The sequence below is a fragment of the Nostoc sp. NMS8 genome, assembly GCF_017115045.1.
Classification (GTDB): domain Bacteria; phylum Cyanobacteriota; class Cyanobacteriia; order Cyanobacteriales; family Nostocaceae; genus Nostoc.
In genome coordinates this window covers 96,909-120,220 of record NZ_JABXKK010000092.1, presented here as the reverse complement: position 1 = coordinate 120,220, position 23,312 = coordinate 96,909, and the positions used below count along the sequence as shown (strand labels likewise).

The window sequence follows — 23,312 nt, the reverse complement described above, 5'->3', positions numbered from 1 at the left end:
AAGTGCGAGTTCAAAAATCTCTAAAATTCTAGAAGCATAAATTTTCGGTTGAAGGAGGCAGAAGGCTCAGTTGGAGCAATATCACTTATGGATTGCGTAGCTCGTTTCTCCTTCTTGCCTTCCTCGATAAAAAACTCCCATAACGCATTGCTAGGAGTTATTTCCAGCTATTTTTTCGTTAGCTAGAATCTTCTATATCCAATCGACAGGTTAATATTTAAGGTCGCAGGAGGTATATATTAGGATGCTGTATTCTGAACTTCAGTGATAAATTGCTTTTTGAATAAATGTTTAATTTTATTTCCTATTTGTTTTTGGCTCAAGCATCGCCTTCTCCTACACCGCAGGAAATTTTTGTTCCCCAACAAACAAGACCTTTAACAGGACATCTTGACGAAGTACCAGTATTTAACAGTAATAACCCAGAAGTAGTTCAGAGTGAAGGAATTCTGCTGTCTACATTTCCTCCTCAAGGCAAAAAAGTGCCCAGCGCCCACTTGAACTTTCCATTTCAGGGAAGGTTTGATTTATTTTCTCACCATATTGCTAGAGCAATTGAGACGCCAAATGATTTGCGGACTCTTTATTTAGGAGTGATTGTTTACAATCCCAGCGATCGCCCTGCAACTGTCAATATCTTGCAAGCAGCTAGTTATGTTAGTCAACCTGATGCACCTTTTGTCAAGCTTCCTCCCATGCAGGACAATAACTTGGGAAACATTTATGCTGGGCCAGGCGATCGCGCGATGAATGATGTGCTGCGAGTTAGACGGCAAGGATGGCCAGCCCAGTTGGTAATTCCACCAAAACAAAGCCGGATGTTAATGAATCATCCCATTCCAGTGCGGACTTTAACGCCGCCATTGAATGGACGTTCTACTTTATTACGTTTGTATAGCGATCGTCCTGTTTATCTGGCGAACCTGGCCATGTTTGCTAAACCCAATCCCGATGGTAGTGAACGAGCGCCAACTTTAGAAGAATGGGAGAACTTGTTAGAGAATGGTGATTTTGCAGGGCCCCGTGAACCTGCCCCTAGTCCTCCAGATCGGCTTGCAGGGGCAACAGAAATTTACGGACGGGTAGCGGGGGTAGCTGTTGGCTCTCGTTGGCAAGTACAAGTTACTGACTCTAATAGTTTATACCTGACAATTCCCGAATCAGGACAAGCTTTTTCCTACGGTTTAAGTACGCTTTTAGCAGGGAAAATGGGTACTGGACAAAACCAAACTGCGAAACTCGTAGCGCGTTATCCTGGTACTGCTTACGAAGCTCACGGCAACTACGGCATTGAATACAACATCTCTCTACCATTATTCAACAATACCGATAAGCCGCAAACTATAAATGTGCTTTTCCAAACGCCTATTAAAGAAGATGAGCTAAGTAAACCAGGGCTGCGCTTTTTTTCACCACCTGAGCCATCTGTCTTTTTCCGAGGCACTGTTCGTATTCGCTACAATGACGATCGTGGCTTACCCAGAACTCAATATTGGCATTTAGTTCAACAACGGGGACAGATGGGAGAACCGCTTGCTCAATTAAAAATATCTCCTGGCCAGCGGCGACTGGTAAAAGTGGATTTTCTCTACCCACCTGATGCTACGCCTCCTCAAATGTTGACAATTCAAACTGTAGACCAAACTTAACAATTTAAAATTCCAAATAATGATCTTTAAGAGACGCTGCGCGTAGCTTAGGGACTTCCAAATAAAAAAATATCCAATTAACTCTTGTGGAGTGTACGACACAAGAGCCATATTATGGACTGGGCGGGCAGAATGCATACCCCACAATATTGGATAATTTATTTCTTGGAGTTCCCTTACTGCAAGTTGATGCATTCACGATGCAAGCCAATGCATTCACGATGCAAGCCAATGCATTCACAATGCAAGCCGATGCATTCACGATGCAAGCCAATGCATTCACAATGCAAGCCAATGCATTCACAATGCAAGCCAATGCATTCACAATGCAAGCCAATGCATTCACAATGCAAGCCGATGCATTCACATTGTCGAGCATTGCTAAATTTAATTTGCTACGAATTAATCAAATGCTGTACTAAATAGATAGGACTCATATTTGATTTTTGAACAAAACTCAGTACACCTTTATTCCTTCTTCCGAGTCCTCATTACCCCTTATCCCCAGAGGGGGCCCCACCTTCCCCAGTCCCCAGTCCCTTACCTCTATGAGTGATTCAGAAATCAAAGACGCTCGATAGCGCAGCGTTAGCGACGCAGTAGCGTCTGACTCGCTACCGCTTCGCTATCGGATTGCTATAGCTTTGCGTTCTCAGTCTTATGGAATACAGGTCTTTAGTTTAGTGCAATTTCTGATAAAACAGATGTTGTTCTTAATCTCCTGGGGCAAAATAGAAAACATGACAATTGAATCCAATTCTTCTAATCTACCAACCCCAGAACCAGGCCCCGAAAACGATTCGCAACCAAATGACTTTGACGGTAGTGCAACTGAGAAGAACCTTAATTCAGAAGTACTAGCGTCACAACAAGCACTAGCAGCGATCGCGTCTTTAAAATCTCCCCAATATACAACTGCATTACAACAAGCTCGTTCGGAAGTCAAGCAACCCCCGGCCAAACAATTCACAGTTAAGCCCAGGGCATTGCTGATTACTCTAATCGCGATCGCCACCACCTTTATTGGAATTATCCTTAATAACTGGATCGTTGGCATTATCGGAACGCTGATCGCTTTGCTGTTATCCCTGGCGATATTATTACCTTGGTTCCAAGAAATTTTAGACGAGTGGTTTTCACCCCAAGAACGCACCCTGTTTGTAGCCTTTTTGGGACTATTAGTAGCCATCATCGGCTTGATCAGATTCACAAGTGTAGGCGATCGCTTGCTGGTTTTAGGACGCCAAATTAATTGGGATATTGCTGGAACCCTAGCAGATTGGTTTGGCGCATTGGGGCAAATTCTGATCGCTATCATTGCCGTTTACGTAGCATGGCGACAATATGTCATTTCTAAAGACTTGACAATTCAGCAAAACCTGCTGACAGTTCAGCAAAATATTATCACGCAGCAACAGACCATTGATTCTTATTTCCAAGGCGTTTCCGACTTAGTATTAGATGAAGAAGGATTATTAGAAGATTGGCCCCAAGAAAGAGCGATCGCTGAAGGACGCACTGCGGCAATTTTAAGTAGTGTTGATGGTAGTGGGAAAGCAAAAATTCTCCGTTTTTTGTCACGTTCCAAGTTGCTCTCACCCCTACAACGCGATGGTCGATTAGGTCGAGCCATTCTTGACGGGAGTGGCGGATATGCAGAAGACCGCCTTGAAGGTGTGCGCGTCATCGATTTAGGCGTAATGCTAGCCGCCGCAGACCTTCAAGGCACTGATTTGCGTTGGACTGATTTGAGCGAAGCTAATCTTGTCCGCGCTAATCTGGTCGGTTGTGACTTAGTAAAAGCTAACCTTTCTCGTACAATTTTATATAATGCTAATCTCAGTGGTGCTGATCTGAACGGGATTCGCCTATTCTACGGTGTACTGGAAAAAGCATCACCCCGCAGTCGGACTGAACGACCAGATTATGAAACCGGCGAACACACTGGCGCTGTGGTGGAAAATGCCGATTTTACGAATGTGCAGCGGATGTCTGAGTCTGGGCGTTGCTACTGTTGCACTTGGGGTGGCGAAAAAACCAGAGGTACTATTCCTGGTGGTTGTGAAGGTATTCCTAATAAGTTGGGAAGATAGTTATACCAAGTTTAAATACAGCAACCGACCAGGAGGTTAGGACATTAACTGATGATAAAACTTATATACAAACAGACTTTCAACGCAGTCCCCAGTCCCCTGCTATACTTTTCCCCAGAGAGCGTTGTATATTCCCCAATCTCTAACTCTAGCGGCCCGCAACAAATATCTGTTCTGCGGTCAAATTCAGGTCTGGAAATGTTTGGGAAATGAGGCGTTTTGTTCCCCTAAACTGTTGTCCCTGATAAGTTTCATCAACTAACTGATAAATCGTGATTACAGGTTGTTTGGATAAGCCAATGTAGCGTTTACCTCCTAGCCCTAGATAATCTACGATCCAATACTCCCCAATACCTAAAGCTTCGTAGTCTTCCACTTTCCTAGCATAGTCATTCTGCCAATTGGTGCTGACAACCTCTACGACCAATTTAACAGACTTGCCTAGTGTAATCACTGGCTCAGCTCTCCATAATGGTTCATTCGCCAAACTTGTCCGATCGAGAATCACAATATCAGGTCTAAAGGCTGAATTTTGACCCAATGGTTTAATCAGGCATTTCATGGGAATAAACCAAGGCAAGTTGAGCAGATCAATTGCGACGTTGAGCTTACGATTAATTAACCCACCTATCTGTTCATGAAGTCCAGTGGGTTCCAAGTCGATTAGTTCTCCATCAATTAACTCGTAGCGTACATCATCCAAATAGCCAGCAACGAATCCCTCAGAGCTAAGATTGCTTATATTAATAGTGGCTGAAACCATCAATATTTGTCCTTCCAGGTTCAGAACTAGAGCAGGTATTGCTGCTCTTAATTATTCTAACTAGCTGTTTTATCTAGGTTCCAGTAATTCACACCTTCAGGAAGGGTGAGAATTTCAACGCCGTCTTCAGTTACAGCTAAGGTATGCTCACATTGAGCAGAAAGCTTGCGATCGCGCGTTACCGCAGTCCACTTATCGCTGAGAACTTCGACTTCGTAAGTACCTTCATTAATCATTGGCTCAATAGTAAAAACCATCCCCGATCTGAGGCGCTTGCCCTTGCCGCGTGTGCCATAGTGGGGAACATCCGGCGCAGTATGGAAAATATTACTGATGCCGTGTCCAACGAAATCTCGCACCACAGAAAAGCCTTGTCCTTCAGCATACTCTTGAATGGCTGCACCAATGTCGCCAATGCGTGCCCCTGGTTTAACTTCAGCAATACCCAGACGCAGACACTCTTCTGTCACCTCTACCAACTTCCTCGTTTTTGGAGAAGGAGTACCAACAAAAAATGTCTTGGATGTATCGCCGTGATAACCCTCAACCATTGGCGTGACATCAATATTAATGATGTCACCTTCCTTGAGGATTTGTTTGGCGTTGGGAATGCCGTGACAAATTACCTCATTTACACTGGTGCAAATCGATTTCGGATAACCTTTATAACCGAGGGGTGCGCTTTTTGCTCCATGCGCTTGTGTCCAACGTTCGGCTTCATCATTTAGTTCAAGAGTGCTAACCCCTGGCTTCACGAACGGTTCTAGATGCTGAAGAAGTTTAGCAGCTAAACGCCCAGCTTGCCGCATTTTCTCTATTTCTCGTTGGGATAAAATAACAATTAGTTCAGTTTTCATTAACTTTTATCTAAAGTATCTTTCATAAACATAGTTAACCCTGTTTGTGCCGCTCTTTGTGCAGCATCAGCAACCTTTAGGGTATACAAGCTCTCCTCTGGGGTAACGTACAAAGGAGTACCATCAAAAATATGATCTAACACCATAGTCGTGTCTTTGGCAAACAAACCCCGGCGTGGGCCAACCTCTATAGATGTTGTTTCTCCTGGCTGGATGAAAATTCCGGTGTCGCCATCAAAAATTAAACCACCTTTTTCACCGTGAACTTCAAACTTGCGTTCTGATTGCCAAATACTTTCGCCTTTGCCATAAACTACTTGGGCTAAAAGCCCACTGTTAAAGCACAGTTCACTAGTGCAGAAACAGGTTTGGTAATATTCCGGTTCTATTTCCCAATATCGCTGGTGACAGTTAACTGTAAATACTTTACCAAATAAATCTGTGAGACGATGTAGCCGAGACAAAGCACCAATTAAGGGAAAGCCGAAAAACTCGTGGTTATAAGTCCATTTGCGGGGTGCCGGATTTTGGGGATTGATGGTGCTGTAGCGAACATAAAACACTTCACCAATTTTGGCTAAGTTTTGCTTCAAGGCTTGATGCAAACCACCCAAAAGTTCCAGGTGTTCCACGTGCAGAAGTTTTTGTTTTGCTTTGGCTAAACCAATCAGTTCCTCAGCCTCAATTACATCCAACGAAAGAGGATACTCTACAATCACATGTTTGTCGTTGGTAAGTGCTGCACGAGCGATCGCACCATGATCTCGATTAATCGTAGAGATCGCTACTAGGTCTATATCTTCACGTTCTACTAGCTCTTGCCAAGAACTCAATATTTCAATCTGGTACTCTTTAGCAAAGGCTTCGGTTTTTTCGCTTGTATGACCAACAACTGCGACTAAGTGCGATCGCTCATCGTGGAGCAATGCCTCAGCCCGAAACTTTGCCGCATACCCAGTACCGATCAAACCTACACGCACGTTTGCTTTTTCCGAAGCAGCTTTTGAATTATACATGATCCTCAACTAGTTCTGTTTTTGATCTTCTCACGCTTCTAGTGGTAAGATTTTCGGTTCATGAGGTTTACCAGTCTAGACTCTACAACATTCGTCCGAACCCCTCAAGCATGTATGAGACTTTATTTTCAAAAGAAAGCCCCCTTTTTGAGAGCAGAGCTAACGTGATGCACAATACACAAAATTTGTCAAATAATGAACAGAAAAATTTTGGAAAAAATTACCACCTCAGCTTGCTTTCGTCGAGGTATGCGATCGCTATGATAATTGTCTAATCAGATTAGAAAATGAAACAGCCCCGCTTTTTAGAGGAGTTGGGGGATCTGTTCTGCGTAAGTTCTACAGAATCCAGGTAACATTAATATTGCTCATGTTTTTTATGTATAAAAAAAGTTTTTCTTATTGCAACCTGACTAAGGTCGAAAATAACATAAATAAAACTTATCGGGATTAAGTAACTAAATTTCATTACTAATCGGGTTCAATTTCCAGTCACATAGTTTAATTTTTCTCGTAGTATCAGAATTGAAGCAAATTTAAACCAGCGGCTAATCCCACAGAACAGCCGCCATCTTTGCCTTAAGATAACTTATACTGCCGTTTGCAAAAGAGAGGATTACTCAATGCCAAGTTATAAAGTCACACTAATCAACGAGTCCGAAGGACTAAATACAACACTTGACGTTGATGATGATGTCTATATTCTAGACGCGGCTGAAGAAGCTGGTCTTGACCTGCCCTACTCTTGCCGCGCTGGTGCTTGCTCTACCTGTGCAGGTAAAATCATCAAGGGTACTGTCGATCAAGGCGATCAGTCATTCTTAGACGATGAGCAAATCGAAAAAGGATATGTACTGACCTGTGTTGCTTATCCAACCTCTGACGTAACAATCGAAACTCACAAAGAAGAAGACCTTTACTAAGAACTAAGCAACTCAACCATAAACCTCTTGCAAGAGTTACCAATGTTGAAAAAATATAAGTATGGCATCTAGGGCCAACACACTTGCAATGCTGTGTGTATCTCTGAAAGCGACTTTAATAAAAAGCCTAGTTCAGTGTTGGGCAGGAACACAACATTTACTGTGTTCCTGCTTAATTTTTTACAATCAGTATACTATGGAATTCCCTCGTACTTAGTGCTTAAACTTAGTGCGGATAGTTTAAAGCTTAATTTCTTTACTGAGAATTTTAATCTGAGTACCAGGATAGTAAAATTGGAGAATTTTTGGACTTGACCAACCTAGTTTTGCTAAATTTTGAGCGCCAGTTTGACTCAAGCCGACTCCATGTCCTAATCCACCACCAATAAAAGCATATCCCCAGAGTTCTGCCTTGCCTTTGTTTAGGGGTTCTATGTAAAAAAGCGTACTTATGGGAGCGGCAAAGGCACTGCGAACTTCATCTTTATGCAAAACAAAGGTGCTGCGATCGGTTTTAACCGCAAGTTCAAGGATACGTCCACTCTGGCTTCGCTTCACAACTGCCATAGCCTGAATGGTCTTAAATTTGGCATGGGGACTGTTTTTCACCTGCAAGAATTTCTGCAAGTCCTTGATAATATCCTGTAAAGGGGTTTCCTTATGCCAACGAAACATATCCCACTTGCTTTCATTAAATCCTTGTTGTATGTTGATAAACTTTTGGAAGTTCTTTTCATCTGCTAAACTCTGCTTAGATAAGTTCCAAAAATTAGTCGGAGCGTCCAGTATAGGGCGGAGATAGGGACGATCGTCACCATTCCAGATATCGCTGAAGGAAGCGGTGACACCACCAGTAGTGGAAGAATACAGAGCGTCTACTAGTTCATTTTTATAAGTTAATACTTTACCCCTGGTTGAGGCGATCGCTTGGTCTGTTTTGGCAGCCGCTCCCTTCAGCCCATAATAAACTTGGCAGTGAGTATCAGCACACAACTGATAATTATCTGCGGCAAACCTGCGTAAATTTCTCAAGGCATAAGTCCGAGCGAGAATTGCTTGGGCTTCTAGCGCCGCTGTTGGTGCCTCTGTACCTATTTCATAAGGTACAACCCCACGCAAATAAGTTTCTAAGGGGACTTGATTAACTAGAGTGTATGTGCCATAAGCATTTGGCTGCAAATTCAATCGGCCAGCATAAAGACGAGCGAACTCTGGTTTTTCACTTTTATTCACCCGAATCAAGTTTTGATCGGTGCTAATTTCCAAGTCATTTGGGCTATAGCGATTACCATCCACTACCCAACTTACTCGCGGCACTTGTTTTAAAACTTTAGTATCAAGATATACTTTATCTTTGGTAGAAGTTTGGATGTTCTGCAATAACAAGCGTCGCAATAAAGGAGTGCTGTAAACATCTCGTTTCGCCCAAACCTGCCAGCGTTCTGGCTGGGCTATTTCCACTTCCATTCCCAGAGAACGCCATTTATTAGCACTATCTTCCGCAGTTTCAAAAGTGCGGTATGTGCCCAAAACTACCACTTCTTCGACTGCTGGCTGGGGTAAAGCTTGCATGACTGTTTCTAGCTTTACAGGGTTCTTAGTAAACAGGATTTGCTGCTTGTTGCCCACTTGAAATTTTAGCTTTAAGCGATCGCCTTTTATGGGTTCCAGTTGCAGTTTGGCTGTGGCTTCGGCGCCAAATCGCTGCACAATCCCAATTTTCAGTTCTATATCCTGGATATTGCTCTCTGGCCCTGATGCCGCAGTCAGTCCCAATAGACAAAATGTTGTCAGGACAGTGTAGGGAAAACACCAAAATGAAAATTTCATGACCACCTGATAGCGTTCGTGCAGCGTCCCCAAAAGTTGCGATCGCGAGTAATCGTTCGCGTTGGCGGAGCCTCTCGTAGAGAGCGTCTTTTGCTCCTTAATGTGTCGTTGGAGCTTATTTTCCAATTGCTTTGTAGCGCGGTTTTTTTGTCGCATGAATGCTCCAATGATACCATTACCAATTTTGCCCCAGATACTAGTTGCAAAACAAAGTCATAATGACTATGATTTATTTAGAGGCGAAAAACAGAACTAGTTGGATAAACTCTTTATGGTTAAAGTCCAAGAAATTCCATTAAATCAGATAAAACGGCCATTGCCCCGTACAAACGATCCAAATAAAGTGCAAGCCTTGATGGAATCGATTGCGGAAATTGGGCAGCAAGAACCTATTGATGTCCTAGAAGTAGATGGACAATATTATGGCTTTTCTGGTTGCCACCGGTATGAAGCTTGCCAGCGTTTAGGCAAAGAAACCGTTTTAGCCAGAGTTCGTAAAGCACCCCGTAGCGTTTTGAAGATGCATTTAGCATAGACAATGGGGATTGGGGACTAGGGACTGGGGACTAGGAATCAAGGGCTTAATTTTCTTGTCAATCCCCAATGCCCCATTCCCAATTATCCAATCCCCAATTACATATAACCTAATTAGGAGAAAATTATGTCATCGAAAGTAACAGTTAAAAATGTAAATATCGGCATTGACGAGACGAGTAGGGCTAAAATTGCTGACGGTTTATCTCATCTGTTGGCTGATACTTATACACTGTATCTGAAAACTCATAATTTTCATTGGAATGTAACGGGGCCGATGTTTCAAACGTTGCATCTGATGTTTGAGACTCAGTATACAGAATTAGCCTTAGCAGTGGATTTAATAGCCGAGAGAATTAGAGCGCTTGGCTATCCCGCACCAGGAACCTACAGCGAATACGCCAAACTAAGTTCGATTCCAGAAACTCCTGGAGTTCCTAAAGCTGTGGAAATGATCCGCTTGCTAGTGGAAGGACAAGAAGCTGTAGTCAGAACTGCACGGTCTATTTTCCCTGTACTAGAAGAAGTTAACGACGAACCTACCGCCGATTTATTGACTCAGAGGATGCAGGTACACGAAAAGACAGCTTGGATGTTGAGAAGTTTACTGGAAGAATAGGAATTAGGGGCTGGGGACTAGGGACTAGGTACTAACAAATAAAGACTTAATTTTTTTGCCAGTCACCAATCCCTAGTCACCAATCCCCATTACCCCTTATCCCCAGAGGGGGCCCCACCTTCCCCAATCCCCAATGCCCCACACCCAAAAGTTGCAAGATTTAATGCAACAGCTAAGTATTTCTAGTTTTAAAGCGCTGAGTCGCGCTGCTGGTGTCTCAGAGCGTCAAATTTTGCGATTACGCCAGGGAAAGCTAGAGCAGATGCGAGTAGATGTGCTGCTCAAGCTGTCGTCAGTGCTACAGATTTCATTAAGTGAATTAATCGCAACTTTTTCAACGGTAGAGTTGTCACAAGAGAAAACAGCACCTACCCAGGAATTGTTACAAGAAATCACAGATTTAAGAAGAGAGTATGATCGCTCCCAACTTCAATTAGAACAACAGCGAGAAATATTACTACAAGAACTCCAGCAGTCGAGCTTGCAACTGCTGGAGTCTTTATTATTACAATGGCCAACAGCAGCACAGAAAGCGCAGGAGAATCCGCAGCTAGCAGCAGTTAAAATAGTCCCATTGGTACAGAAACCCCTGGAAAAGCTTTTGCAAGCGTGGGGAGTAGAAGCGATCGCACCTGTGGGAGCAGAATTACCTTATGATCCCCAACTTCACCAATTGATGGAGGGAACTGCACAGCCTGGAGAAACAGTCAAGGTACGTTACGCTGGCTACCTTCAAGGTGAGAAGTTGCTTTACAGAGCTAAAGTGAGTCCTGTTTGAGGTAGTTAGAGACGCGATTAATGCCGTCTGTACAGGATTTGTGTTATTTGTTGAGAAATATATAGATATTGGGAATACTAAAAATAGCAGGGGCGATCGCCTTAAAGAACTTCTGTTAGAGGTTGTTTGAAAAGTAGTTTGCTGTGATTTTAGGCACTTGTTGATCCCCCCTAACCCCCCTTTTTAAGGGGGGAACCGGAATCAAAGTCTCCCTTTTTAAGGGAGATTTAGAGGGATCTAAAACTTTTGATACCGACAAGAGGACTTTTCAAACATCCTCTTAGACAGATAGTTTAGATTCAAGCTTGCTTGGCGCTGTTGAAATCAAAGCTGTTGGCTCTAGAGGGGTAATCCAGAGGTAAATTATTTCAATAATGTAAGTAATTGGACATAAATAAACGTAGATCCTAGTTACTATCATAAATACTCAGTAGTCAACAAAGGATTATATCTACTAATGATTATGATGTGAAACTTCGATAGTTAAGTATTTTTGCTTATATTTTTAATTGGGCGATAGGGGCTGGGAAAATTTTATGGGTGATGCAGATCCGCTTACCCAAGAAAAGGAACGCCACTCCTAGACTCGGTTTAACTGCGCCAAGGCGTAGCACAACCTAGACATCGCTCTCACTCATTGAATTTTGAATTGTTTAATGACGGCTATCATCATGAAATTTATTGGAGAATCTTAGGTTTGGCAAAATATTTAGTAAATAATCTGAAAAGCAGCAACATCAGCTTGTAGATACAGTATATATTTACATCCATGATATACAAATAAGTTAGTGTTAAAAATTCACATAGTATGCCTAAAAATAAAATCAGCGAACAGCTTACGAATCTATCGTTCCAACCGTTATACAAAACTAAACATACATGAGTTTTATAGTGCTAACTTACTTGTATAGTCTATTATCAACTGGGATATTCCTAGTAAAAAATCAATATTAAATGTAAGACAATATGGTTTTTAGTATTATAAAAAAGTAGATCAAAATACTTATAATTAATCTTTATATATCTTGATTGATTATTAATGATTACTCAATATGTCATCTTAGATTTTATTTTACAAGCATTTTTAAATGTTCTATAATGGCGAAATCAGAGAATTATTTACACAAATCAGAGTGACATAATTATGAGAGAACAAGTAAAAGTTATTAAGCTCAGTGGTAATTTGAACGCCACAACTTCACAAGAATTTCGACAAAATATCACTGAGATTCTAGAGAAGGGTGCGAAAATCGTGTTAGTTGATTTTAAAGATGTAACGTTTATGGATAGTTCCGGTTTGGGAGCTTTAGTATTAGCTTTTAAAACCTTGCGTGCAGCAGATACTAAACTTGTTCTCTGCTCAATTAATGAGCAAGTCAGGATATTATTTGAACTGACTAATATGGATAAAGTATTTGAAATATTCCCTAGTCAAGATGCATTTAATCAAGTTTTAGTTTCTAATACTTAATTAATCAAACTTCATTTGCAAAATAGATAAATCATCATCAAAAGCATCTTTGGAGTTCAGAGCAATTAAATAACTTAGTACGCGATCGAGTTGGTTATCAACTGGATCTTGCAAGCTAACTAATAGCTGAATAAAAGCATCCAAACTCCAAAGTGCGCCCTCTGATTTAGTGATTTCATAAGCACCATCACTAAAAATATAAAGGGTACTAAATTCTTCAATATTGCAAGAAGCATCAACATATTTTGCCTCTGGAAACATCCCAACTGGCATACCGGAGGTTTTCAAGAGTTTAACTTCAGATTTTCTTGGAGATGTGCCGGTTACTAAAACTGCTGGTGGATGACCTGCACTAGCATAAATTAACTGGCGGTTAATTCGGTTGTAAACTCCATACCAAATCGTAAAGTATTTATCGTTTTGATAATTCATTTGAAAAGTATCATTCAAAGCCTTCAATACATCACTAGGTTGATAGTAATTCAGACCTTTAAGCGCACGAGAACGCAGCAAATTCAGCACTGAAACAGAGGGAAGAGTAGCTTTCAATCCATGTCCGGCGGTATCGAGTAAGTAAATTGCCAGATAATCATCATCGAGCCAATAGTAATCGAAACAGTCACCGCCGAGTTGTCGCGAGGGAATGAACCGGAAATTTATCTTGAAGGGTTCGGTCATAGAAAGAGGTAGCAGCGATCGCACATAGTCTGCGGCTTCTGACATTTCTGATTCTAAAAGCAACTTTTGATCCTGCAAATCTCTGCTCAACTGATGCAGGCGTAATCCCGCTCTTACCCGTGCTTGTAATTCATTATGCTCAATAGGTTTGGAGATAAAATCATCAGCACCAGCATCTAAACCTTTGACACAATCGGCAACGGAATCTAAGGATGTTAATAAAATAAAGAATGTGGTGAAAAATTTGGGGTCTGTCTTAATACGGTGGCAAACTTCTAGTCCAGTCAACCCCGGCATGATCCAATCACAAATAATTAGTGCTGGACGATAAACTAGTGCCTTTTCTATTCCTTCCTCGCCGCTACTGGCAGTAACGACCTCATAACCCTGTTTTTCCAACATCCTTTTCAGAAGTATTTTTATTGAATAATCATCATCAATTATTAGTATTTGAAACATATACAGTTGTAAGAAACACTCATTAATAATTTGCTATCAAAATATAAAATAAAAATATGCTATGGGCTAATAAGCTAGTAGTATCAATATAGGGATGCTACTATAGCACTTATTGTTTGTATGCAATAGACTTTGACCTCACTTCCATTCCTCTCTCTTAAAAGGATAGAGCTTTGAATCTTATGGTGGTTCTCGTTTACGTGAGGTACACCCGTAGAGGCACGGCATGTTCCCTACACCTTGCGATATAACGTTGTACCCCATCTGAATGAAAAATGCTATAGTCCCCAACTCTAGTAAGGAGTTGGGGGTTAGCTTCTATTAGACTAAACCCAGAAGTATTAGAAATCATTTTTATTTACCTATCGAATTTATAACTGTCAAACAGTCATAAAACATTATGGTGCTGCCAAAGGATTTAGCCATAAGAGGATGTTGCTTTTTAGCTGGTTTAAGTCACGGTATGCTTCTTGCTTAAACCATTGCCCTAAAGCGTCAAAAGGGGTGAAAGATGTTCCAGTTTGCCATTTAATATCTTGACCTAGAGGTGTTGTATGAGTTCCTGGTAACGTTTGTGCTGTCACCATGTCATCAAAACGTTCTTGTAAGATTTTGGTTAAAGCTGCCGATTGATCGATGTTGTCATTACTAAATTTTATTAATAAATTGCGCCGGACATTGTAACGTTCTTGAACAAGCTTGTTAGTTTCCAACGGTGAGGGAGTAAACTCGATTTTCCAAGTAGAATTAAATTGCTCTACTAGGGGGATAGCTTCTTTAGCGGCGTAGTTGTTGAAGGATATTAAAATATTGCCTGCACGTTCTACTTTAAAGAGGCTACCAATCAACAAGTGAAGTTTACAGCCCATACTATGTCCAACGCCGTAGATGGGGAAGTAAAGCTTGCGTAATGCCCCAGAATCCTGTAAGCGTTCGAGGGTACGGTCAAAGTTTAACAGTACGGATTTGGCGATCGCAGTATGATCCAATGTATTGATGAAAGGCGTAGCAATTACAACATAACCTTTACTTGCCAGTTGTTCGAGTAACCAGCGATAAGTAATGTGCGGTGCAGTGGCGACAAATGCACCTCCTAAAAAATGAACGATACCTATGGGATTTCGGGGAATAATTACCCAGTTCCCTCTAATTTCTTTCCAGTCCATATAGATAAGCGATCGCTTTATGAATATTCTTTATGTTAGATCGGTGATTGCAACCCTGAGAAGGATTCTGTCAAAAGCCATTGATAATGTCTGGTGAGTCGCTTGGAAACCAACCCAGCAGCATTTATGGACTTATCGAAAGTACCACACCTTCTAAATCTCCATTACAAAACTTAATTACGTTAGCGAGTCACGTACTTCTGCAAAGAGGCAAGCGACGCATAGCGTCTCCTAGAGAGCGTCATTACGAATTATCTTAACGCTGAGTCTGTAATCTTTTCATTTCGTGTTGCACATCTAATGCAATTTGTAATGCTTCATTGAGCAACCTTCCATGTTCAGTAGCTTGTTCAGTTACTTGCATAGCTGTTAAAGTTGCTAAATTGTTGACGAATAGTTCTGTATTACTCAGAATAAAGTTCTTATTTTCCCTCAAAATTCTTTCTGTCTTCAAAGCGCGAACTAAATCAGCTTTAGTGAGTTTAAGCGCTTCGATCACACCCTCTCTTTCTTTTATAGCTACTTCTGCATTACCAGCTTCTTCGATTTGGTCATTGATATCTATTACTCTAATAACAGTATTATATCTATTAACCTCATTTAACAGGATGTAAAGAGATTTTGTCATATTATTTTTGACAACTTTACTTCTACTTTTCCAGATTAAATATAAGATAGTTTGTGCAAATCCGCCAACCCAAAGACCTAAGAGAATTAATAATATCCAAGATGGAATTGTTATCCACGTCACAAAAATTTTAACAATTAAATCAAATAGAATATATACAAAAACAAATGTAGAAAATCCGATAAAAACTACAGTTGCCCCTTCAGAGCTTTTCAGCTTTTGTATATATATCCTTGCGAATCTATTTAGAGTTTTTGTAATGATTAAAAGTTCCTCATTAACAGGTAAATTAGTCAGCTTTTGCAAATCATCTTGACTAATTTCCAAGCCTTTTAAATCATCCTGCACAGCTTTTTAACCCTTGCCAGAATAGTTATTTAGTCTAATATAGCAATCAAATTTCTAGAATGTTGGCATTTTGTCCCAACTTTTTCAGACGAGTTAATACTGGTAAACCATATCAAGATTTTTTGTACAATATGATACAATACGGTTCAGTTGAGGCTAAAACTCTGTTACCAAAGTCAATTTTTGAACGAACCGCCTTCACGTAGCGTCTCGTAGAGAAGCGCAAAGAACGCAGAGAGAAGAAAGAAATGCTTAACTGAACCGTATTGCCTTATACCCAGCAAAATTTGTGTGGATATAAAGATGAGTCTACTTGTAGCAAGTTGCTTTCGTCGTCTGTAAAATTAGTTAAGCAAATTTTCTTGTACTGCACGAAATCCCTGACTTCTTCAATAAGTCGGGGATCTAAACCTTACGATTTTCACGAATTAGATAAAATTGCTATATATCATCAGATATATCACCCATGAATCTGAATAAATAAAGAATAACCGCTGACAGCAAAAATAAAAAGGATGGCGGCAGGAAAAATTATTACATCTCTAACAATAAATAAAATCCAATCTTTTCTTAGTTCTTGTTTAAACTTGAGTTCTCGCAATTTTCGCTCAAGTTCTACGTCTTCTTGTGACTGTAAGTTTACATCTGGCACAATTAATGAATTGTCGCCTTTGTTAGCAATTATTTTTGATAAATCTGTTATGTCTGTCATGCTATTTAGATACCAATAATTTCAGTTTCAAGGTTTTGGTTATCATTTGCAATCCAGATATGCCTGCCTTTTCACTTTGCTTCTACAGTTGTTCTAAAAGCGTATAGGTGTAGCCTTTAATAGCACCTCAGCTTATCTCTACTAATTATGTTGTGCAAGATTGTTTATTCTCTCATTTGGTTAAGACAAGAGACGCGATGAATCGCCGTCTTTACAATAATCAGTCTTTTGTCTTGACGGCGATTTATCGCGTCTTTGCGATCTATAATTTTCATCAAAAAACCTTAATCGAAGCTATTGACAGTCATTTATCTTTTATCTTAAACAAAAATTAAGGATGGGCGATGCCCACCCCAAATTATTATCCAATCACTTCAGCAGTCTTCTTCTTATCCAGCTTGAGAATCAACACACCCAAAGGTGGCAAACACAAATCCAGCGAATAAGGACGACTGTGCAAAGACCAATCATCCGTCCATTTACCACCTAAGTTGCCCATATTGCTGCCGCCATACTGACGCGCATCACTATTGAACAACTCCGTATAAAATCCCTTTTGCGGTACACCGATGCGGTAATGAGAATGGGGTTGTGGTGTAAAATTGCAAACGACGATCGCAAAATCATCAGAATCCTTGTCGCGACGCATGAAGGAAACCACACTATGGCGATTATCGCTACAATCAATCCATTCAAACCCCGGTTCAGCAAAATCCTGGGTATACAAAACTGGCTCAGAACGGTAGAGATGGTTCAATTCTTGGAAAAACGTTTTTAACTGTTGGTGAGCTTCATGCTGTAATAAATGCCACTCCAAATCTGTCCAAGCATTCCACTCACTCCACTGCCCAAACTCCATGCTCATAAACATGGTTTTCTTGCCTGGGTGAGCAAACATATAGCTAAATAAACAACGCACATTACCTAACTTCTGCCATGTATCTCCCGGCATTTTACCGATGATATTGCTCTTACCATGCACCACTTCATCGTGTGATAGAGCCAGCATGAAGTTCTCGCTGTGGTTGTACCACATACTAAAGGTAATGTTGTTTTGGTGGAACTGACGGAACCAAGGATCCATGCTGAAGTAATCCAGCATATCATGCATCCAGCCCATATCCCACTTTAAGTTAAAACCAAGTCCGCCTGTGTAGGTGGGCCAAGATACCATTGGCCAGGAAGTAGATTCTTCCGCAATTGAGAGAATACCGGGGAAATAGCTAAAGATAATGTGATTTACCTGACGCAGAAAATCTGCTGCTTCTAGGTTTTCTCTGCCGCCGTACTGGTTGGGCAGCCATTCTCCTGGTTCGCGACAGTAATCGTTATACAGCATCGAGGCAACAGCATCGACACGAATCCCGTCAATGTGGTATTTATCAAACCAGAAGAGGGCATTTGCTGCCAGAAAATTACTAACTTCATGGCGACCGTAGTTGAACACCAAAGTACCCCATTCTTTATGTTCGCCTTTGCGGGGATCGGCGTGTTCGTATAGGTGGCTGCCATCAAAGAAAGCTAAACCATGTCCATCTTTAGGGAAGTGACCAGGAACCCAATCTACAATTATCCCTATATCATTTTGGTGACATTTGTCAACAAAATACATGAAATCTTCGGGGCTGCCAAAACGCGAGGTGGGGGCATAGTACCCAGTTACTTGATAACCCCAAGAACCATCAAAGGGATGCTCTGCAATGGGAAGTATTTCTATATGGGTGTATCCCAATTCTTTAACATAAGGAATGAGTCGCTCGGCTAATTCTCGGTAGGTAAGGAAGCGCGCGCCGGGCTTAAGTTCCGAAACGATAACTACAGGTTCAATTTCACCATTTGGCAGTTTAGCAGGTTCGGCACTCGAAGCGTGTAACCAAGAGCCTAAATGCACTTCATAGACTGAAACAGGCTGAGTGAGAGGCTCAGTGCGACGCCGCTTTTCCATCCAGCTTTCGTCATTCCAACTGTAAGCATCTAAATCAGTGACAATAGATGCTGTTTTCGGGCGGGCTTCTTGCTGGAAACCGTAAGGATCGGATTTTTCGTAAATGTGTCCTTCAAAATTTTTGATTTCATATTTATAATGCTCTCCCACACCGATTTCAGGAATAAACAATTCCCAAACTCCGGTAGGACCTTTACGCATCTGGTTTTTACGTCCATCCCAGAGGTTGAAATCTCCCAACAATGAGACATTACGAGCATTGGGTGCCCAAACGGCAAAATAAACGCCTTTAACGCCGCCTATTACCGTGGGATGCGCTCCCAGTTTTTCATATATTCGGTGATGGTTGCCTTCACTAAATAAATGCAGGTCAAAGTCTGTCAAATTTGGAGAACGGAAAGCGTAAGGGTCATAAGTGACACGCTCATGCTCCCCTTCTTTAATGCGTAACTGGTAGTTTGCCAGTTCTGCGGTTTCAATGGTGCATTCAAAAAAGTGGGGATGATGCACTGTTTGCATTGGGTATTCCTTCCGTTGTTCAGGAAGAATAACCCATGCTGCACTCGCATTTGGTAAGTAGGCCCGCACAGCCCAGACAGTTTTACCGTCTTGTTCTATGGGATGAGAACCTAGTATTTCAAAGGGATCGTTATGCTGATTCCAAACGATGCTGTTAACCTGTTCAGGGGCGATCGTGGTCATGGACATGAAGCTACCTAAGTGAAATAACGTGATTAACTAAATCTACTTTTTTAAACTATCTATATTCTTTACATTTATTTGCAATTTTGTCGCCACCGTTATCCTACATCAGAATGGGGCATTGGGGATGGTGGGGTCTCCTCTGGGATAAGGGGTAATGGGGATTCGGAATGGGGCATTAAACAGAGGATGAATGACAAATGACCACTGACAAATGACGAATTTATTAAAAATTTAAAAATGGGAAGAACTGAAGCAAGGTTTTACGTAAGCGAAGCAAGTAAATCTGTTCTCGGATTTTGGGGTCTAGTTTTGGGGGCGGGACTTCTTGCAGCTGCGCTTGTAATTGAATGTATTCGGCGGCTGTTAGGAATTTTCCATCAATAGGCGATCGCGCTTCTATGATAATCTGTGTCCGTAATATTTCTTCTGGTGTATCCTCTGGTGGCGGTAATGCGATTACAGATGACCCCCAATCGCTACTTAATATAAGCAAAGTTGCACTAATCACAATTAAGCACAGTAATTTTATCGCCTTTCTCGCTTTCACTCTCCCCATATTCTAAACTGCGTTCACAACGCAGGATGAAAATCTATTTTTCCCATGCCCAATACCTAAATTTTTGCAATAAAAATCTGGCAATATCAAGTGACATTACCAGGTTTATCCTGTATCAGGATAGATTACGGGGAATGCTCAAGAGCAATTGCCAGCTAGCGATCGCAATAAATTAAATTATTTTGCCCTCTCAAAATTCAGTAGTCTCAGCAATTCAAAATACCAAAAAAGGGAAGTATCTTGCGTATTTAAGATGCCTTATTTAGGAGTAGCAGTGGGAGTAGCAGCAGGAGTAGCAGCGGGAGTCGTTGCAGGCGCTACGGGAGTCGTTGCAGGAGTAGAACCAGGAGCAGGTGCATCAGTTGGTTCACCTGTAGCAGCTGGAGTAGCAGTACCAGTACCACCACCACCTTCACAGGCTCCGAGAATTGCAGCCAGACTTAACATTAAAGCAAAACCAAAGATTTTTGTTTTCATAACTCCTCTTTCACCAATTGTGGCTAGAACAATTTTTCGCCTGTTGAATACGATACCGTATTTATTGCTTTTTTTTAATTTTGCGAGATTACATACTTAAAAAAAACAATCCTTTGGGGTATTCTTTTTGGGATTACGCATCCTGATGAGTTTCTCTTAAACTCAAGAGCAAAACGAAAATTACCAAATTCTCTAGCAAACCGAGCTATGATAGCAAAAAATTTTATTTTTTTCATAGAGTATTGCACCTTGTTACCCGACGTTGCCATACTTTAGGTGCGATACCTAAAGGTTAAGCTGTCCAATTTTTAATCGCTGATTACAAACATTGGATATCTAGGGGATGCAAACACTGGTACAGCTACCTATCAGAAAAGTTAAAAGGGTCTAGCCTGTTATGTGTGCTTGTTTTATAGAAGGTGATTTTAACCTCAGCAAAAACAGACAATTAAGACAATCAATCTCAAGTACAGTATTTTCTATCTAAAAAAATTATGGTAGTTGCTCGTAAATCTACTGTTTCTGCAAAGGCTAATTGGTTCCGACGAGATTCTATCCTTTCTTTAGGGAGGCGACGCTCTGCACGCTTGGAGTCAGCAGCACGGAGCATTTCTCCACCAGTATCCTCTCAAAGACAACAGCGTTCCTCGAAAAATTTAGCGGTTTCTCCCACAAATGAGCCAGTTGTAGCTAAATCAGTGAAAGATTTGGGTAGACGACAAGTTCCAAATCTCAATGAGCAGTCGAGTCCGAATCAGAAGAGTAAGGGGCTAGGTTTTATTGATCTTCCCACAATGCCTAATTCTGGAGCGACACCTTTGTGGTTGCTGCGCTTGTACACTTTTCATCGTTATTCATCAGTTTTGGCGTTTTTGTTAGTAGCATCAACACTTGCTGTGTATGGCTGGACGGTATATTCACAAGAGCTTTGGGGTCAGTCATATCGCAGACTGCAAAACCTGCAACGTCATGAGCGCCTGCTAACTACAACCACCGCGACACTGAAAAATAAAATGGCTAATGAAGCAGAACAACCAACAGCAGGGCTGGTATCACCAACTCCTGAAGGGATGATTTTCTTGCCTCCAGTATCTCAAAGTCCTAAGCAAGCATCGTCTAACACAACACCAAATTCTGAAACGCAACTACAAACACCCTCGCCACTGGGATACTAATCGTCATTCGTCAGAACCCAATGCAGAAGTCACCAAGCAGAACAAAATTCCGAAAGTTTCGGAATCCAGGACTAACAAGGCAACAAAAGGGTTATAAATTAGGGCTTTTAGGAAAATTAGCCTCTAATATCCAAGATCAAACATCCAGCACTAAGTCCCGACTATTAATAGTCTGGGGCGTATTAATGGCATCAGGGTTGGGCTTGGCTATTAACTTATATAACTTACAAATTGTCAAGGGGCTAAAGTTAACTGAGTATGCACGGAACCAGCAAATGGTGAATGTGCGACCTTTTATGCCCCGTCGCCCAGTAGTAGATCGCAATAGTAATCTGCTGGCGATTGACCGTCCTGTATATACTTTGTACGCTCATCCCAAGCTGTTTGATAAGTCTAATGAAAATATGGCAGAGCGACTTGGCCCAATATTGGCAAAAGATACTGCTGAATTGGTGAAAACTTTTGAAAGCAAAAGAAGCGGAATTATACTTGCGCCAGCCTTACCAGAAGAAATTATTGATCGCGTCATCTCTTTGCGCTTAAATGGCCTGGAGTGGGCTCAAAAATACTCCCGATATTATCCACCAGACGATTTAGTTTCTGACGTGGTGGGCTACGTGAATGTTGACCGTCGTGGTCAAGCAGGTGTGGAATATTCTCAAGAGAAGTTGTTAGAACGTCCTGTGCAAACGGTGCGGCTTAGTCGGTCAGGGAATGGGGTACTGATGCCGGATCATGCACCTGAAGGTTTTTTGCATTTTGATGATTTGCGACTGCAACTTACGATTGATAGCCGTTTGCAACGAATTGCTCGAATTGCGCTCAAACAACAAATGGAGAAGTTTGACGCCAAACGTGGGGCGGTAATTGTCATGGATGCCTTGGATGGTTCCTTACTCGCTCTCGTTTCTCAGCCTACTTATAATCCTAATGAATACGCTAAAGCTAATATTTCACTATTTAAAAACTGGACGGTGGCGGATCTTTATGAACCGGGATCGACTTTTAAGCCCTTGAATGTAGCGATCGCTCTCGAAAATGGTGTCATCAAACCAGATGATATGTTTAATGACTCCGGTTCTATTCGAGTCGCTAATTACACCATCAAAAATGCGATGAATAATAGTAATGGGCGAATCAGTATCGCTCAGATTTTGCAATATTCCAGCAACATTGGGATGGTGCAAATTATCCAACGCTTAAAGCCTTCAATTTACTACAACTGGCTAGAACGCTTGGGGCTAGGACAAAAAGTTGATACAGATTTACCTTTTGAAGTCGGCGGACGGCTCAAAAGTCAAGAAGAATTTATCGCTTCGCCAATTGAACCAGCTACTACTTCCTTTGGGCAAGGCTTTTCTATGACACCGTTACAGCTGGTGCAAATGCACGGTGCTTTAGCTAATGGCGGTAAGTTGGTTACACCCCATGTAGTTCGGGGGCTGATTGATAGCAAAGGGCAGATGCATGATTCACCAAATCACACCACCCCCCGCCAAATTTTCTCAGCCGCAACAGCCCAAAAGGTTTTGGAAATGATGGAAACTGTTGTTACTGAAGGCAGCGGCAAGGCAGCACAAATTCCGGGATATCGCATTGCGGGTAAAACTGGTACAGCCCAAAAAGCTAGTCCGAATGGCGGATATATCAAGGGTGCGAGAATGACCAGCTTCGTGGCTATTTTACCCGTAGAATCTCCTCGATATGTAGTATTTGCATTGGTGGATGAACCAAAAGGAGAAAGTGCTTATGGTTCTACTGTGGCCGCCCCAATTGTCAAGTCAGTGATCGAAGCCCTGATTCCTCTTGAGGAGATTCCGCCTAGTAAGGTGATTGAGCAGCAGAAAGTGCCGTAGGGAGTAAGGAGTAAGGAGTAGGAAGTCAATACTGCGTAGGTTTTGGAATTTCTTGGTTGAGGCAAGCTGTTCTT

At 41.5% G+C, this 23,312-nt stretch carries 21 protein-coding genes; 10 read left to right on the top strand and 11 right to left on the bottom strand.

The annotated features are described in order from the left end of the window. Positions 1–287 precede the first annotated feature (287 nt). The 3 genes from HWQ39_RS20390 (at position 288) to HWQ39_RS20380 (ending at position 3,742) form a co-directional block, all read left to right on the top strand. A complete protein-coding gene (locus tag HWQ39_RS20390; RefSeq protein ID WP_292848986.1) occupies positions 288–1,649 on the top strand; it encodes a DUF3370 domain-containing protein in 1,362 nt (453 codons plus the stop codon). A gap of 200 nt (positions 1,650–1,849) precedes the next feature. Further along, a complete protein-coding gene (locus HWQ39_RS20385; RefSeq protein WP_292848984.1) occupies positions 1,850–2,071 on the top strand; it encodes a hypothetical protein in 222 nt (73 codons plus the stop codon). Positions 2,072–2,389: 318 nt separating this feature from the next. Then, positions 2,390–3,742, top strand: a complete 1,353-nt coding sequence (locus HWQ39_RS20380; protein WP_292848982.1) for a pentapeptide repeat-containing protein — start codon at positions 2,390–2,392, stop codon at positions 3,740–3,742. Positions 3,743–3,890: 148 nt separating this feature from the next. On the opposite strand, the gene HWQ39_RS20375 is transcribed toward HWQ39_RS20380, so the two are convergent. The 3 genes from HWQ39_RS20375 to HWQ39_RS20365 are packed head-to-tail and all read right to left on the bottom strand — an operon-like array spanning position 3,891 to position 6,378. Then, the gene (locus HWQ39_RS20375) at positions 3,891–4,505 is read right to left on the bottom strand and encodes a Uma2 family endonuclease (protein ID WP_292848980.1); all 615 of its coding nucleotides are present in this window, start codon (positions 4,503–4,505) and stop codon (positions 3,891–3,893) included. Positions 4,506–4,561: 56 nt separating this feature from the next. Then, the gene (gene map / locus HWQ39_RS20370; RefSeq protein ID WP_292848979.1) at positions 4,562–5,362 is read right to left on the bottom strand and encodes a type I methionyl aminopeptidase; all 801 of its coding nucleotides are present in this window, start codon (positions 5,360–5,362) and stop codon (positions 4,562–4,564) included. Beyond that, entirely contained in the window at positions 5,362–6,378 is a 1,017-nt protein-coding gene (locus HWQ39_RS20365) for a Gfo/Idh/MocA family oxidoreductase (protein ID WP_292848977.1), read from the bottom strand. Before HWQ39_RS20365 ends, map begins: the two co-directional genes overlap by 1 nt. Positions 6,379–7,001: 623 nt before the next feature. On the opposite strand from HWQ39_RS20365, the gene HWQ39_RS20360 reads away from it, so the two are divergent. Continuing rightward, the gene (locus tag HWQ39_RS20360) at positions 7,002–7,301 is read left to right on the top strand and encodes a ferredoxin (protein ID WP_292848975.1); all 300 of its coding nucleotides are present in this window, start codon (positions 7,002–7,004) and stop codon (positions 7,299–7,301) included. A gap of 240 nt (positions 7,302–7,541) precedes the next feature. On the opposite strand, the gene HWQ39_RS20355 is transcribed toward HWQ39_RS20360, so the two are convergent. Beyond that, positions 7,542–9,131 (bottom strand): SpoIID/LytB domain-containing protein, encoded by a 1,590-nt coding sequence (locus tag HWQ39_RS20355; RefSeq protein WP_292849010.1) that lies wholly within the window; start codon positions 9,129–9,131, stop codon positions 7,542–7,544. Between the two features lie 271 nt (positions 9,132–9,402). On the opposite strand from HWQ39_RS20355, the gene HWQ39_RS20350 reads away from it, so the two are divergent. From HWQ39_RS20350 to HWQ39_RS20335, 4 genes are all read left to right on the top strand, one after another. Next, positions 9,403–9,666, top strand: coding sequence for a ParB N-terminal domain-containing protein (locus HWQ39_RS20350; RefSeq protein WP_104907642.1), 264 nt, complete (start codon positions 9,403–9,405; stop codon positions 9,664–9,666). A gap of 126 nt (positions 9,667–9,792) precedes the next feature. Beyond that, the gene (locus HWQ39_RS20345; protein WP_292848972.1) at positions 9,793–10,284 is read left to right on the top strand and encodes a Dps family protein; all 492 of its coding nucleotides are present in this window, start codon (positions 9,793–9,795) and stop codon (positions 10,282–10,284) included. A gap of 133 nt (positions 10,285–10,417) precedes the next feature. Then, positions 10,418–11,062 carry a nucleotide exchange factor GrpE gene (gene grpE, locus HWQ39_RS20340; protein ID WP_292848970.1) on the top strand — a complete coding sequence of 215 codons (645 nt, stop codon included), beginning with the start codon at positions 10,418–10,420 and terminating at the stop codon, positions 11,060–11,062. A gap of 1,144 nt (positions 11,063–12,206) precedes the next feature. After that, positions 12,207–12,533 carry an STAS domain-containing protein gene (locus HWQ39_RS20335; protein ID WP_292848968.1) on the top strand — a complete coding sequence of 109 codons (327 nt, stop codon included), beginning with the start codon at positions 12,207–12,209 and terminating at the stop codon, positions 12,531–12,533. Here HWQ39_RS20335 and HWQ39_RS20330 read toward each other — a convergent pair whose 3' ends face one another. From HWQ39_RS20330 to HWQ39_RS20300, 7 genes are all read right to left on the bottom strand, one after another. Beyond that, positions 12,534–13,670, bottom strand: coding sequence for a SpoIIE family protein phosphatase (locus tag HWQ39_RS20330; RefSeq protein ID WP_292848966.1), 1,137 nt, complete (start codon positions 13,668–13,670; stop codon positions 12,534–12,536). Positions 13,671–14,068: 398 nt separating this feature from the next. Beyond that, positions 14,069–14,836 (bottom strand): DUF1350 family protein, encoded by a 768-nt coding sequence (locus HWQ39_RS20325; protein ID WP_292848964.1) that lies wholly within the window; start codon positions 14,834–14,836, stop codon positions 14,069–14,071. A gap of 256 nt (positions 14,837–15,092) precedes the next feature. Next, on the bottom strand, positions 15,093–15,812 hold the full coding sequence (locus tag HWQ39_RS20320) for a hypothetical protein (RefSeq protein WP_292848962.1): 720 nt from the start codon (positions 15,810–15,812) through the stop codon (positions 15,093–15,095). A gap of 460 nt (positions 15,813–16,272) precedes the next feature. After that, positions 16,273–16,524, bottom strand: coding sequence for a hypothetical protein (locus HWQ39_RS20315; protein WP_292848960.1), 252 nt, complete (start codon positions 16,522–16,524; stop codon positions 16,273–16,275). Between the two features lie 361 nt (positions 16,525–16,885). Next, the gene (gene glgB, locus HWQ39_RS20310) at positions 16,886–19,177 is read right to left on the bottom strand and encodes a 1,4-alpha-glucan branching enzyme (protein WP_292848958.1); all 2,292 of its coding nucleotides are present in this window, start codon (positions 19,175–19,177) and stop codon (positions 16,886–16,888) included. Between the two features lie 220 nt (positions 19,178–19,397). Beyond that, positions 19,398–19,730, bottom strand: coding sequence for a hypothetical protein (locus HWQ39_RS20305; RefSeq protein ID WP_292848956.1), 333 nt, complete (start codon positions 19,728–19,730; stop codon positions 19,398–19,400). Between the two features lie 258 nt (positions 19,731–19,988). Further along, complete coding sequence (locus tag HWQ39_RS20300) at positions 19,989–20,207, bottom strand: hypothetical protein (protein ID WP_292848954.1); 219 nt, start codon at positions 20,205–20,207, stop codon at positions 19,989–19,991. 494 nt (positions 20,208–20,701) lie between these two features. Here HWQ39_RS20300 and HWQ39_RS20295 point away from each other — a divergent pair, with 494 nt between their 5' ends. After that, positions 20,702–21,382 carry a hypothetical protein gene (locus HWQ39_RS20295; RefSeq protein WP_292848953.1) on the top strand — a complete coding sequence of 227 codons (681 nt, stop codon included), beginning with the start codon at positions 20,702–20,704 and terminating at the stop codon, positions 21,380–21,382. Positions 21,383–21,402: 20 nt separating this feature from the next. Continuing rightward, entirely contained in the window at positions 21,403–23,238 is a 1,836-nt protein-coding gene (locus HWQ39_RS20290) for a penicillin-binding protein 2 (protein ID WP_292848951.1), read from the top strand. The last annotated feature ends 74 nt before the right edge of the window (positions 23,239–23,312 follow it).